The sequence below is a fragment of the Streptomyces sp. NPDC085900 genome (assembly GCF_044540925.1).
Lineage (GTDB): Bacteria > Actinomycetota > Actinomycetes > Streptomycetales > Streptomycetaceae > Streptomyces > Streptomyces gilvifuscus.
In genome coordinates this window covers 91,514-104,208 of sequence record NZ_JBITSP010000011.1, presented here as the reverse complement: position 1 = coordinate 104,208, position 12,695 = coordinate 91,514, and the positions used below count along the sequence as shown (strand labels likewise).

Genomic DNA, 12,695 nt, shown 5'->3' with positions numbered 1-12,695 from the left:
GCACTACCTGTCGTCGGCCGCACCGCCGACCTGGGCCTCGGGCGGATCGCCGGCCTCGACGCTGCGCCGGTTCTCCTGCCAGGCCACGACCGCGAGCCGCACCGCCACCATCAGTTCCTTGAAGGCGGCGGAGGCGGCCCCGCCGATCAGCACGACGACGACCTCCGTGCCGAAGCCCATCGGCGTGCCGGGGTCCTCGTTCCTGCGGTCGCGCAGTTCTATCTGCAACTCGCCGCGCCGCAGCCGTTCGGCGAGCGGTTCCTCCCGCTCCAGCCACTGCCGCAGCGCCACGACGTCCCGGTCACCGGCGGTGCGGTCCAGGCGTACGCGTATCTCCTGGTCGGCCACTCCATCCCCCTCAGCCATGACTCACCATCATGGCACCACGGTTGCTCAGAGGGGAGGGGCTGTCACCGTGCGTCGCAAGTGAGTTGTCAGCTCTGCGTCTGCAACTGCCGCAGCTGCCGCCGGACATGGTCCAGCGCGCCCTGCCGCCGCCCCGGCACCCGGGCGCGCAGGTCGGCCAGCGCGGGCCCGGTCCGCCGCGCCTCCTCCGCGTCGCGGATCTGCCCCCACTGGTGGTGCGCCCGGTCCACGGCCGCCTCGACCGCGGGCGCGTCCACGGGCTGCCCGGCCGACAGCCGGGCCAGCGCCACCAGCATCCAGGCCCGGCAGCTGCGCACCGGATCCCCGGCCAGCATGGCCAGATCGGCGCGCACCTCGGCCCAGTGCAGGGCCTGTTCGGAGCCGGCTCCGTGGGCCTGTACGGCGGCCCGCTCGTGGCCGGCGGCGAGGGAGTCGGCCTCGGGGTGCCGGCCGGCCTGGACGGCGGCGGTGATGGCGGCGTGCGGGTCCGGCCTGGTCAAGGGGGCCGGAGGGACGCCGACGGCCGGTTGCCGCGCGGCCGTCAGCACGATGCCGGGGCCCTCCTCGGCGATCCGCGCGAGGGCCTGCTGGTGCAACTGCTCCACCGGCGGCCGCCATCCGCTGCGCAGGATGGTCGCCACGGCCCTCATGTACGTCGGCACCGCCACCGCCCGCCGGGCCGCGCCCGGTGCGACACGGCCGTAGACCGCGTTGTTGTGGCCGGAGTCGAGACGGTTCGCGGCCAGCCACTCCCAGGTCTCGGCGTCGGCGTGCAGGTCGGCGAAGAGCGTCGTCGAACCGGGCGGGCGCAGCCGCAGCTCCTCCTTGAGCCAGTGCCAGGGGAGCCCGGTGTAGCGGACGGTGGAGGGGGTGGTGCGGGCCAGCGCCAGGTGCGGCAGCCGCTGCCGGCGGTCGAGCTGGAGCTGACCGGTGACGAAGACGGTGAGCGGGCCGGGTGCGCCCGCGGCGGCGCGCAGCCGCGTCAGCACGGCCTGCGGTTCCAGCGGGTCGGCGAGCTCGACGACGTTCGCGGTGTCGGTGCCGGACAGTACGGCGGGCGGGACGGCCGCGAGGACGGGAAGCACGGACGCCGCGTCCACCAGGCACCCCTTGCCCGCCGGGGCGGCGGCGAGCAGCAGCACGGTTCCGGGCATCGTTCCCTCCCCATCCCCCGTCGATCACGTACGTCAGCACCGTAACCGCTGCGACTGCTAAGCAGGCACGGCAGGACCGCGAACGTCCGCTTCCTCCCCTCCCGCCGACTTGCCAGGGCCCTCGCACAGGTGTGCCCTGGAAGGCAGGGGCGAGGAGAGAGAGGAGTGCTCTCATGGCTCATGCGGCACCCCCGCACGGCGGAATGATGGAGAAGGTCCGGGCCAACCGGTCCGCCCGGCCCACCCGCACACCCGACCTGTTCGACGAGCGTGTGCACACCGTGGGCCGGTACGGGATCCCCGTGGTCCTCGGACTCGTGTACGGGTTCTGGGCGGCCTCCAACCGCCGTCACGGCGGCGAGATCACGGGCTGGAACATCCTGTTCGGCTTCGTCACCGCGGCCGTGTTCATCGTGCTGTGCATCGCCGTCGCGACCTTCGCACCGCTGCTGAAGCGGGAGTTGCACTCGCTGGTGAAGTCGGCCTTCGCCGGCGCGGCGGTCGGCTTCCTCTACAGCCAGACCGGGGACTCCGTGCTGCGGTCGGTGGCGCTGGGCGTCGGGGTGACGGCGGCCGTCTTCCTGGTGTTCTTCTACCGCTACTACACGCGTGAGGACGCCGAGGGGCACCGCATCCGCTGACGTGCGGGCACGGGTGGGCCCCGGCCGTGACGGCCGGGGCCCACCCGCTCCCTCACCTTCCGGTGGTCACGGTGACGGTGACGCTGGTGGTCACCGCCCATGTCCCGCCCCAGCTCGGGTCGTTCCAGTCGGCGTTGGTCCAGTTGCCGTCCCGCCACCGCGGACAGGGGTCCGCGCAGGTCGGCACCCAGCGGCCGCCGGTGTCGACGAACTCGGCGCTGGCCCAGCCCTGGGCGCCGACGAGCCAGTACCAGTACGGATTGCGGTCGACGCTCTGCCCGCGGACCATGCACTGGACGCGGTCCTGGCTGCCCGGCAAGAGCCGGTCGACGACCGGTGAGTCGACGGTGGGTCTTGCCCGGACGTTCAGCGCGGTGCGGGAGACTACGGTGCCCCAGATCGGACCGCCGCTGCCTCCAGGGTGGGAGGGCTGGGCCGCCGCTGACGTGCCCGCCGCCGCTGCGACGAGGGTGCCACCGGCGAACAGGGCAGCGGTGAGGGTCCTCAGGGCCGGAGTGGTGCGCATGATCGGCCTCCTTCTCCCCTGCACCATGAGACACCCGTTCGGGTGAACCCTCCACCGGAGAGCGGAACCCCCAGTTCCGGCCTGCTTTCCCTGGCACAGCGCCCGTTGGGCGCGCGGATGCACCCGTATGCAGGAGCACCGCTCGCGCGCCCCGCCCGCAGGACCTTGCCTGAGAGGGTGTCCATACGCCTCAGGAGCGCCCTGTCGGCCGCTCTCATCGCCCTCGCCTGCCTCCTCGCGCCGTGCGGCGCGCTGGCGGCCTGGGCGGCGTACGACCTCGCCGACACGGGCCGCTACGTCAGCACGATGGCGCCGCTCGCCGGGGACCCCGCGGTGCAGGGCGCCGTCGCGGACACCGTGGGCGCCCAGGTCATGGACGAGGTCGGGGACCGCCCCGAGGTCCGCCCGATGCGCTCCGCCGTGGGCCCCTACGTGCACGACGCGGTCCGCTCCTTCACCCGCACCGAGACCTTCCGCGCGGCCTGGGACACCGCCAACCGCGCGCTGCACGACGCCGTCCTGCACGCCCTGCGCGACGACCGCGAGCGCGCGGTACGGGTCGACCTCGCGCCGGTCACCGCCCAGGTCAAGCGCCGCCTCACCGACCAGCACATGCCGCTCGCCGCCCGCATCCCGGTCGAGCACACGGCGGTCGACGTCCTCCCGGCCCAGGACCTGGACCGGCTCCGGAAAGGGTTCCACGTGCTGGAAGTCGCCGGTTTCTGGCTCCCCTTGGCGGCCGTGGTCTTCGCCGTCGCCGGTCTCGCGGTGGCCGCGTGCCGCCGCCGCGCACTGACCGCGACCGGCCTCGGCACCGCGCTCGGCGGCGCGTGCCTCGCCCTCGCCGTCGCCGTCGGCCGCCGTCTCACCCTCGCCGACCTGCCCGAGGCGGCCCACCGCCCGGCCGCTGGCGCGGTCTACGACGCCCTCACCACCACGCTGCGCGAGGCGTCCTGGCTGCTGGTCACCCTCGGCCTGGCGGTGGCCCTGGCCGCCCGCCTCAGCCGCCACCTGCCCACACGCCCGCGCAGACCCGGTACGCCGGAGGCCGGCCCACGACTCCCCGACCTGAGCGTGACCATCGCGTCACCGACCGAAGCCCAGCCGATCGCCCGTCCCTGACGGAAATGAGCGCGAAAGCGTAGGCTCGGGACGCGTGGATCATCCAGCCCGTCCCGCGTTTGAGGACGAGGCCCGTTCAGGGCCGAAGCGGGGGCCTGGGGGCGGCAGCCCCCGGCAACGGCCGTACCGACGCCGGGGCCCCGCCAGGAGGCTCGGTGCCTGGTGCGCGGGTCTGCTGCTGGCGAGCACCAGCACCGTCGTCGCCTGCCGCGCCGCCGACACCGACGCCCTCACCCCCGTCACCCAGCTCCTCGCCTTCCTGCCCTGGCTGCTCGTCCCCACCGCGCTCGCCCTCCTCCTCGCCCTGCTCGCCCGCTGGCGGCCGGGCATGGTGTGGGCGCTGCTCGTCCTCGCGTTCCTGGCCTGGTTCATCGAGCCGTACGGCAAGGTCGACGAACCCGGCGGCACCCCCCTCGCCGAGCTCAGGGTGCTGACGTCGAACGTCGAGTTCGGGCGGGGCACGGCCGCCCTGGTCCCCGAGATCCGGCGGCACAGGCCGGACATCGTGTTCGTCGAGGAGTGCGAGTACACCTGCCAGGCCACGCTCCGGCGGGAGTTCGGCACCGCGTACCCGTACCGGCAGGCCGTCGTCGCCGGCGGCTCCCAGGGGTCGGTGGTCCTGAGCCGGCTGCCCCTCACCGGCACGGACGGGGTGAACGGCGAGATGGGCATGCCCGGCGCCGTCGCCGACGTACGCGGGCACGACGTACGGCTCCAGCTCGCGCACCCCATGCCCCCGCTGCCCGGGCAGGTCGGGGTGTGGCGCCGTGAGCTCGGCCGGCTGCGGTCGGCCGCCGCAGCCCGCGCCGATACGCCGATGATCCTGGCCGGCGACTTCAACGCCTCCCAGGACCACGCCGCCTTCCGCCGCATCCTCGACACCGGCCTGCGCGACACGGCCCGGCTCGCCGACCACGACCGCACACCGAGCTGGCCGTCGCGCACGACCCCCGTCTTCGGCGCCCAGATCGACCACGTGCTCGTGTCGGAGGACTTCTCCGCGAACAGCGCCCGCTTCCTGGACCTCGCCGGCACCGACCATCGCGCGCTGCTCGTGGACATCACCCTGCACCGGCGCGGATGAGGCCGGCCCCGGGTGGACACAGACGGGTGCGGGCCGCCTCGTGCAGGAAAGGCGGCCCGCACCGTGTGGGGGGTGGGGTCAGGTCTCGAGGGGGTCAGCTCTTGCTCAGGGCCTTGTCGAGGGCGGCGGCGAGGCCGTTCGCCCACAACTGGTTCACGCGGGCCCGCTCGTTGGCGTCGGGCTGGGAATTGGTGCACGACGGCCCCGGACCGCCGCCCGACATCAACTCGCTGCACGGGCCCGAGTAGTGGTCCGGCAGCCCCAGGACATGGCCCGTCTCGTGGGCGGTCACGCGCGTGGAGTCGTACTGCCGGTTCTGCGCGTAGTCGAGGAAGACGTAGCCGCTGCCGTGCCCGTCGGTGGAGGCGTACGAGCCTCGGGAGTCGTTGCCCTCGCGGTAGCTGAAGTCGGCGTTCGAGGACGAGCCCGACTGCAGCTTCACGTTCGACACGGCGCTGTTCCAGATCTGCGCGCTGCGGGATATCTGCGCGCTGAACGTCGGCGCGCGGGAGGCGTCGTAGACGACGGTGACGGCGGCGGCGCTGTCCGGATGGGCGGCGCGCTTCTCCGCGACCGACTTCAGGACGGCGTCGAAGAAGGCCCGGTTCGCCTTGGCTTCGACGGGAGAACCGGTGTAGCCGGAGTACGGGGCGGGAGCCGGCGCGGCGGTGGCCGGAACCGCCGTACCGAGACCGAGGACCGCGAGGCCGACGACGGCCGCGGCCGCCGTACGGGAGAATGACGAATGCATCGAGGACTCCTTGGTGGGGGGTGAGTCGTCGATGTGAGTGTCGGCGCCTGTGGGGCGGCTGTGATGATGGCAACCGGCGATAGCACGGCCGTATCACCGGCCGTGTCACCGCCCCGGTCCGGGCCCGATTCGCCTGTGCACGGCGGGATTTGTGCGTCTGGTGAAACCTTTGATTCCGCTTTACGCTCCGAGGGCATGGAGCTTGAGGTGAGACACCTCCGGGCGCTGTGCGCCATAGCCGACACCGGCAGTCTGCACCGCGCCGCGCGCCAACTGGGCGTCGCTCAGCCGTCGTTGAGCACCCAACTGCGCCGCATCGAGCAGGAGCTGGGCGGCACCCTGTTCGTCCGCGCCCGCACCGGCTGCCGGCCCACCCCGCTGGGCAGCCTGGTGCTCAGCCGCGCCCGCCCGCTGGTGGCGGAGATGCGCTCGCTGGTCACCGAGGCGAGGGCGGCGGCGACCGGCGGCCAGGAGTTCCGCGTCGGCTCCACCGCGAGCAAGGCCCTGGCGGGCTGGCTGCGCCGGCTCCGCGCCCGCGGCCAGGAACCGACCCTGCACATGAACGTCTCGCCGAACGCCCTGCTGCGCATGGTCGCCGACGGCCAGCTCGACGTCGCCTTCGTGCACGAGGTCGAGGGCAGCCCGCTGCGCGTCCCCGAAGGACTGCGCGTACGCGTCCTGATGGACCGCGAACCGCAGTTCGTCCTGCTGCCCGTCGACCACCCGGCCGCCGCCCGCCCGGCCGTCCACGTCCGCGAACTGGCCGGCGACCGCTGGATGATCGATCCCACGGTGGACGGCGAGTGGGAGGCCGTGCAGCGCATGTTCCGCGCGGCCGGCATCAGCCCGCACGTCCTGCACGGCGACTACCACACGGCGGCCGCCCTGGTGGCGACCGGCGAGGTGGTCACCGTCTGCCAGCCGACCGCGCTCTCCCGCCCGGACATGTCGGTGCGCCGCCTGCACGGCGACCCCCTCGGTGTACGGCTGCTCCTCGCGGCCCGCACGGAGACGGACCTCGACGGCGCGCTGCCCGCGCTGGAGGAGGCGTACCGGGAGGCGGCGAGACTGGCGCCGGCGTACCGGGACTGGCTGGAACTGGAGGGTGCGGGGAGCACACCGCCCCCTCGCACTCCGGTTCCCGCTCTCCCGTAGACGACTTCCGGCCGCACGCGAAGCCTCAGGCGCCCCAGTCCCCCAGTCCCCCAGTCCCCTCAGACGCCGATGTCGCGACCGTCCCGACGCCATACGGCGACCACGGCCGGCCGGGTGATCCTCCCGGGCCCGTCGGGCCAGGTGCTCGCGGGCTTCTCCACGGACGCCCCGTCGATCTCGCCCGGATGCTGTACGGCGACGAGCACGCGCCGCCGCTGGATCACCGGCCCGCAGGTCTCCGCACCGGTCGGCACGGTGAGGAACTGCTTCAGCTCGCCCCGCCGCTCGCCGCAGGTGGCGACGCCGAACAGTCCGTCGTGGGAGCCGAGTTGGTTACCGTCGGTGGAGATCCAGAGGTTGCCGTGCGGGTCGAAGGCGACGTTGTCCGGGCAGGAGATCGGGCTGACGGCGTCCTTGGGGAACCCGGCGAAGTAGGTGGCGGGATCATCGGGATCACCGGCGACGAGAAAGAGCGACCAGGCGAACTCCGTGCTCTCGGGCCGGTTGTGCCGCTCGGTCAGCTCAAGAACGTGCCCGTGCTTGTTGGCGTTGCGCGGGTTGGCCTCGTCGGCCTTCGCGTTCGCGCCGATTCCGCGGTTGCCGTTGTTGGTGAGGGCGACGTACACCTTGCCGGTGTGCGGGGAGGGCTGGATGTCCTCCGGCCGGTCCATCTTGGTGGCGCCGACCTTGTCCCCCGCGAGCCGGGTGAAGACGAACACCTCGTCGGCCGACATGCCCTCGACGTGCGAGACGGCGCCGTCGGCGGTGGCGGTGGCGGTGGCGAGCGGGATCCACTGGCCGCCGCCGTCGAACTCGCCGTCGGTGGGCAGCTTCCCGCTGCCGTCGATCTCGACGGCGGGGGAGTCACCGGTGAGCCGGGCGACGTACAGCGTGCCCTCGTCGAGCAGCGACAGGTTGTGCTCGCGCACGGCCCGGCCCGTCCCGTGCCTCATGCGCTTGCTGCCGACGAACTTGTAGAAGTAGTCGAACCGCTCGTCGTCGCCGGAGTACACGACGGGCCGCCCGTCGGCGGTGAGCCGCACGGTCGCCGCCTCGTGCTTGAACCGGCCGAGGGCGGTGTGCTTGCGGGGCGTGGAGTCCGGGTCGTACGGATCGAACTCGACGACGTACCCGAAGCGGTGCACCTCGTTGGGCTCCTGGGCGAGGTCGAACCGCCTGTCGAAGCGCTCCCACTTGCGCTCGGTCGCCCCCGTCCCGACGCCGTACCGCTTGTCCGTGGCCCGCGATCCGTTGGCGAAGTACTGGTTGAAGTTCTCCTCGCCGTGCAGGGTCGTCCCCCAGGGGGTGGTCCCGCCGGAGCAGTTGTTGAGGGTGCCGAGGACCTTGGTGCCGGTCGGGTCGGCGGACGTCCTGAGCAGCGGGCCGCCCGCGGCGGGCCCGGTGAGCCTGAACCCGGTGGTGGCGGTGACGCGCCGGTTGAGGTGGTGCCGGGGCACGGGGGTCAGCCGTCCCGTGCCGCGGTCCTCCTCCACCACGACGGCGGACAGTCCGTGCGCGGCCCAGGCGACCTCGACCTGCTCCCGGGTCGGGCGCTCGGCGTCGTAGCCGCGGAACATCAGGATCTCGTCCGTGTACTCGTGGTTGGCGACGAGCAGCTGCCGTCCCCGCTCGCCCGGAAGGGGCAGCAGGGCGAGGAAGTCGTTGTTGTACCCGAACTGTCCGGCCTGCGCGGCTGCCGTCTGGTTCGCCGGGTCGAAGGCGGGAGCGCCGCGCAGGATGGGCTCGCCCCAGCGGATGACGACGTTCTGCGCGTAGCCGTCCGGGACGACGACGGCGTCGACCGTGTTGGGTGCGACGGCGTCGAACCGCAGCCCGCGGGCGCCCTGGCCGCCGGGTTTCGGCTTCCCGTACGGCTGCGCGCCCGCGGCGGCCGGATCGGCGCCGGCGAGACCGGCCGTGCCGGCCGCGGCCGCGACGGTCACCACGGCGGCGGCCCGCACCAGCGAACGGCGGCCGACGGCGGCGGCGATGACATCGCCGACGTAGGGGTTGGCGCTGGTGTTCGGCACCTCGTGGAAACAGGCGTCACCGCACCGGAACCGGCAGGTCATGGCGGACCGCCCGCCTGAATGCGAGATGATCGGCAGCAGCTTGCGCACTTTGCTCTCCCCTTGCGATCCCTTGGTGTGATCGTGACGGTAGGGGTATACCCGCGCGGGGACGCTGCGACCGGGTGAACGAGGAGTGAACGCGGGTGAGCCGTGGGGCCGTTGACAAAGGCGGGTGCCCCGTCTACTGCCCCTCCCCAAGATCGCCATCCGGGGCCGCTAACCTTACGTGTCCGTCCTGGCCAGTGATTGACGGTTTCAACTCACGCGAAGGGTTGCGCGCATGGGCATTCTCACTCTCCTTCGAAACGCATTCGGCAGGTCACGCAAGGGGCGTGCCGCCGAAGCAGAGGGTGCCGACCGAACCCTTACGCAGCCGGCTCCCGAGCCGACGGCGTCCCCCCGGCTCCCGTCCCCCCGCACCGAATCGACCCCGGACGCTCCCCGCGACGACGAACACGAACTCGTCGCCGCGGCCTTCGACAACGTCTCGGTCCCCAAGCCGCCGGAGTCGCCGGAGCCGACCCCGGCTGCGGAGACGGTCGCGGAGCCGACCCCCGAGGCCCCGTCCGAGGAAGCGGCTGAGCCGAAGACCGAGGCGACTGCCCCGGAGCCGACCGAGCCGGCGACCGAGCCGGCGGAGGAAACCGCCGAGCCGAAGGCCGAGCCGGTCGAGGCGAAGGCCGATGAGCCTGAGGCCGAGGCGGTCGAGGCGAAGGCCGACGAGCCGAAGACCGAGGTCGAGGCGGAAGAGGACGCCGAGCCCGAGGGCAAGACGGAGGAGCCGGAGCCCACCGCTGCCGAGGCCCCGGTGACGGAGGAGCCCGTCACCGACAGCGAGCCCGAGGCTGCCGCATCCGACCCCGAGCCGGTGGCGGAGGAGCAGAAGCCCGCGCCCCCGGCGGCCGAGGAGCCGGTGGCCGATACCGAGGCCGAGAACAAGCCGGCCACGGAGGAGCCGGCCGCCGAGGAGGCCGCCCCCGACGCCCCGGCCGCAGAGGCCGAGCCGAAGCCCGAGCCCGTCGCGGAGGCCACCCCCGCGACCGAGGCCCCGGTCGTCGAGGCCGAGCCGGAGGCTGCGCCCCTTACGGAGGCCACCCCCGAAGCCCCGGTCGCCGAGGAACCCGTCGTCGAGGACGAGCCGGTCGCGGAGGCCCCGCAGGAGACCGCCCCCGAACCCGAGGCGGCCGCCACGGACGCCGCCGCGGCCGCCGATGGCGAGGACGCCCCACAGGAGGCACCCGCACCCGACGACGAGACCGTCACGGGTGGTGCGGGTGGGAACGACCAGCCCGCCGAAGGCGAAGCAGAGGCCGTATCGCCCCCGCCCGCCGTCGCAGACACCGCCGCGGACACCGACGCCCCCGCCACCGCCCTGGCGAAAGCCAACCTCACCGGCACCCGAGCAAAGCTCTACCTCGTCCTCGACCGCTCCGCGAGCATGCGCCCGTACTACAAGGACGGCTCCGCCCAGGCCCTCGCCGACCAGACCCTCGCCCTGGCAGAGCACCTCACGGACGAGGCGCCCGGCGTCCACGTCGTCTTCTTCTCCACGGAAGTGGACGGCACCGTCGACCTCACCCCCGCCTCCCCCGAGAACGCGATCGACGAGGCACACGCGGGCCTCGGCCGGATGGGCCGCACCAGCTACCACGCCGCGGTGGAAGCGGTCCTCGCCCACTACGACGAGCACGCCACCCCCGGCACCCCCGCCCTGGTCGTCTTCCAGACGGACGGCGCCCCGGACGCGAAGACCCCCGCCACCCAGGCGCTCACCGACGCCGCGAAGTCCCACCCCCAGGTGTTCTTCTCCTTCGTCGCGTTCGGCGACCACGACAACAAGGCCTTCGACTACCTCCGCAAGCTGAAGACCGACAACACGGCCTTCTTCCACGCGGGCCCGACCCCCCTGGAGCTCACGGACGCCGAGCTCTACGACGGCGTACTGATCGACTGGCGCCCGTAACCCCGCACCCGTCGGACGACAAGCGGCCGCCCCTTCCCACCCTGTAAAAGGGGAAGCGGGCGGCCCACCCGTGTCGGCTACGATTTCAAGGTTCGCAAAGAACCGAGAACCCCGAAATCCGACCTGGGAGCAGCCCCCGATGGCTCGACACCTCATCACCAGCGCCCTTCCGTACATCAACGGAATCAAGCACCTGGGCAACATGGTGGGGTCCATGCTCCCGGCGGACGTGTACTCCCGCTACCTCCGCCAGCGCGGCCACGACGTCCTGTACATCTGCGCGACGGACGAGCACGGCACCCCGGCCGAGCTGGCCGCGAAGGAGCAGGGCCTCCCGGTCGACGCGTTCTGCGCGCAGGCCCACGACGCCCAGAAGGCGGTCTACGACGGCTTCGCGCTCGCCTTCGACTACTTCGGCCGCAGCTCCAGCGCGCAGAACGTGGAGATCACCCAGCACTTCGCCCGCCGCCTCAACGAGAACGGCTTCATCGAGGAGCGGGCGATCCGCCAGGTGTACAGCCCCGCCGACGGCCGCTTCCTGCCGGACCGCTACGTCGAGGGCACCTGCCCGCACTGCGGCTACGACAAGGCCCGCGGCGACCAGTGCGAGAACTGCACCCGCGTCCTGGACCCGACCGACCTGATCAACCCGCGCTCGGCGATCTCCGGCTCCACCGACCTGGAGGTCCGCGAGACCAAGCACCTCTTCCTCCTCCAGTCGAAGCTCCAGCACGAGGTCGAGGAGTGGGTCTCCCGCCACGAGGACGACTGGCCGCAGCTCGCCTCCTCGATCGCCCGCAAGTGGCTGAACGAGGGCCTGCACGACCGCGCGATCACCCGCGACCTGGACTGGGGCGTGCCGGTCCCGGCGGACACCTGGCCGGAGCTGGCGGCCGAGGGCAAGGTCTTCTACGTCTGGTTCGACGCCCCGATCGAGTACATCGGCGCGACGAAGGAGTGGGCGGACCTCGACCCGGCGAACCGCGACTGGAAGTCGTGGTGGTACGACGTCGACACCGACGTCCGCTACACGGAGTTCATGGCCAAGGACAACGTCCCCTTCCACACGGTGATGTTCCCGGCCACCGAGCTGGGCGTGCGCGAGCCGTGGAAGAAGGTCGACTACGTCAAGGCCTTCAACTGGCTGACGTACTACGGCGGGAAGTTCTCCACCAGCCAGAAGCGCGGTGTCTTCACGGACCAGGCGCTGGAGATCCTCCCCGCCGACTACTGGCGTTACTTCCTCATCGCCAACGCCCCCGAGTCCGACGACTCGTCCTTCACGTGGGAGCACTTCACCGCCACGGTCAACAAGGACCTGGCCGACACCCTCGGCAACTTCGTCAACCGCGTCCTGTCCTTCTCCCGCAAGCGCTTCGGCGACGAGGTCCCCGCGGGCGGGCAGCCGGGCGAGGCGGAGACGAAGCTGGGCGAGCAGATCGCGGAGCTCCTCGCGGAGTACGAGTCCCACATGGAGTCCCTGCAGTTCCGCAAGGCCGCCGCGGCCCTGCGCGCCCTGTGGTCGGCCGGCAACTCCTACCTGGAGGAGAAGGCCCCCTGGCTGGAGATCAAGACGGACAAGGAGGGCGCGGCCCTCACCCTGCGCACGGCGATGAACCTCATCCACCTGTACGCGGTGGTCTCGGAGCCGTTCATCCCGGCGACCTCGGCCGCCATGCGCCAGGCGTTCTCCCTGGCCGACGACACCGCGTCCTGGGTCACCCCGGCCGAGGCCCGCACCCTCGCCGCCGTCCCGGCCGGCACCCCGTTCACGGTCCCGCCGGTGCTGTTCGCCAAGCTCACGGACGAGGACCTGCAGGCCTACAAGGAGCGCTTCGGCGGCGAGCCGGAGCAGTAACAC

At 72.6% G+C, this 12,695-nt stretch carries 11 protein-coding genes; 6 read left to right on the top strand and 5 right to left on the bottom strand.

Annotation, left to right across the window (positions count from 1 at the left end):
* Positions 1 to 3: 3 nt before the first annotated feature.
* Together ACIGDI_RS32290 and ACIGDI_RS32285 are read right to left on the bottom strand one after the other, a co-directional pair.
* Positions 4 to 366 (bottom strand): hypothetical protein, encoded by a 363-nt coding sequence (locus ACIGDI_RS32290; protein ID WP_351466316.1) that lies wholly within the window; start codon positions 364 to 366, stop codon positions 4 to 6.
* Between the two features lie 68 nt (positions 367 to 434).
* Entirely contained in the window at positions 435 to 1,520 is a 1,086-nt protein-coding gene (locus ACIGDI_RS32285) for a hypothetical protein (RefSeq protein WP_399904055.1), read from the bottom strand.
* 173 nt (positions 1,521 to 1,693) lie between these two features.
* Here ACIGDI_RS32285 and ACIGDI_RS32280 point away from each other — a divergent pair, with 173 nt between their 5' ends.
* Positions 1,694 to 2,161, top strand: coding sequence for a hypothetical protein (locus tag ACIGDI_RS32280; RefSeq protein ID WP_399904052.1), 468 nt, complete (start codon positions 1,694 to 1,696; stop codon positions 2,159 to 2,161).
* Between the two features lie 52 nt (positions 2,162 to 2,213).
* Here ACIGDI_RS32280 and ACIGDI_RS32275 read toward each other — a convergent pair whose 3' ends face one another.
* Positions 2,214 to 2,687: an SH3 domain-containing protein gene (locus ACIGDI_RS32275; protein WP_399904050.1), complete on the bottom strand. Its 474-nt coding sequence runs from the start codon at positions 2,685 to 2,687 to the stop codon at positions 2,214 to 2,216.
* A gap of 177 nt (positions 2,688 to 2,864) precedes the next feature.
* Between ACIGDI_RS32275 and ACIGDI_RS32270 the strand changes: the two genes are divergently transcribed.
* Together ACIGDI_RS32270 and ACIGDI_RS32265 are read left to right on the top strand one after the other, a co-directional pair.
* A complete protein-coding gene (locus tag ACIGDI_RS32270) occupies positions 2,865 to 3,809 on the top strand; it encodes a hypothetical protein (protein WP_399904047.1) in 945 nt (314 codons plus the stop codon).
* 172 nt (positions 3,810 to 3,981) lie between these two features.
* Positions 3,982 to 4,893 (top strand): endonuclease/exonuclease/phosphatase family protein, encoded by a 912-nt coding sequence (locus ACIGDI_RS32265; protein ID WP_399904558.1) that lies wholly within the window; start codon positions 3,982 to 3,984, stop codon positions 4,891 to 4,893.
* 94 nt (positions 4,894 to 4,987) lie between these two features.
* On the opposite strand, the gene snpA is transcribed toward ACIGDI_RS32265, so the two are convergent.
* The gene (gene snpA, locus ACIGDI_RS32260) at positions 4,988 to 5,644 is read right to left on the bottom strand and encodes a snapalysin (RefSeq protein ID WP_399904043.1); all 657 of its coding nucleotides are present in this window, start codon (positions 5,642 to 5,644) and stop codon (positions 4,988 to 4,990) included.
* A 195-nt stretch (positions 5,645 to 5,839) separates the two neighbouring features.
* Between snpA and ACIGDI_RS32255 the strand changes: the two genes are divergently transcribed.
* Positions 5,840 to 6,799: a LysR substrate-binding domain-containing protein gene (locus ACIGDI_RS32255; RefSeq protein WP_399904040.1), complete on the top strand. Its 960-nt coding sequence runs from the start codon at positions 5,840 to 5,842 to the stop codon at positions 6,797 to 6,799.
* 59 nt (positions 6,800 to 6,858) lie between these two features.
* On the opposite strand, the gene ACIGDI_RS32250 is transcribed toward ACIGDI_RS32255, so the two are convergent.
* Positions 6,859 to 8,919 carry a PhoX family protein gene (locus tag ACIGDI_RS32250; protein WP_399904036.1) on the bottom strand — a complete coding sequence of 687 codons (2,061 nt, stop codon included), beginning with the start codon at positions 8,917 to 8,919 and terminating at the stop codon, positions 6,859 to 6,861.
* A 232-nt stretch (positions 8,920 to 9,151) separates the two neighbouring features.
* On the opposite strand from ACIGDI_RS32250, the gene ACIGDI_RS32245 reads away from it, so the two are divergent.
* Both ACIGDI_RS32245 and metG read left to right on the top strand, forming a co-directional pair.
* Complete coding sequence (locus ACIGDI_RS32245) at positions 9,152 to 10,834, top strand: VWA domain-containing protein (protein ID WP_399904033.1); 1,683 nt, start codon at positions 9,152 to 9,154, stop codon at positions 10,832 to 10,834.
* 139 nt (positions 10,835 to 10,973) lie between these two features.
* Positions 10,974 to 12,692, top strand: a complete 1,719-nt coding sequence (gene metG, locus ACIGDI_RS32240) for a methionine--tRNA ligase (protein ID WP_399904030.1) — start codon at positions 10,974 to 10,976, stop codon at positions 12,690 to 12,692.
* Positions 12,693 to 12,695: the final 3 nt, after the last annotated feature.

Excerpts from the sequence above, each read along its gene's own strand:
- ACIGDI_RS32290 (WP_351466316.1), bottom strand. The coding sequence starts at position 366 with ATGGCTGAGGGGGATGGAGTGGCCGACCAGGAGATACGCGTACGCCTG.
- ACIGDI_RS32285 (WP_399904055.1), bottom strand. The coding sequence starts at position 1,520 with ATGCCCGGAACCGTGCTGCTGCTCGCCGCCGCCCCGGCGGGCAAGGGG.
- ACIGDI_RS32280 (WP_399904052.1), top strand. The coding sequence starts at position 1,694 with ATGGCTCATGCGGCACCCCCGCACGGCGGAATGATGGAGAAGGTCCGG.
- ACIGDI_RS32275 (WP_399904050.1), bottom strand. The coding sequence starts at position 2,687 with ATGCGCACCACTCCGGCCCTGAGGACCCTCACCGCTGCCCTGTTCGCC.
- snpA (WP_399904043.1), bottom strand. The coding sequence starts at position 5,644 with ATGCATTCGTCATTCTCCCGTACGGCGGCCGCGGCCGTCGTCGGCCTC.
- ACIGDI_RS32255 (WP_399904040.1), top strand. The coding sequence starts at position 5,840 with ATGGAGCTTGAGGTGAGACACCTCCGGGCGCTGTGCGCCATAGCCGAC.
- ACIGDI_RS32245 (WP_399904033.1), top strand. The coding sequence starts at position 9,152 with ATGGGCATTCTCACTCTCCTTCGAAACGCATTCGGCAGGTCACGCAAG.
- metG (WP_399904030.1), top strand. The coding sequence starts at position 10,974 with ATGGCTCGACACCTCATCACCAGCGCCCTTCCGTACATCAACGGAATC.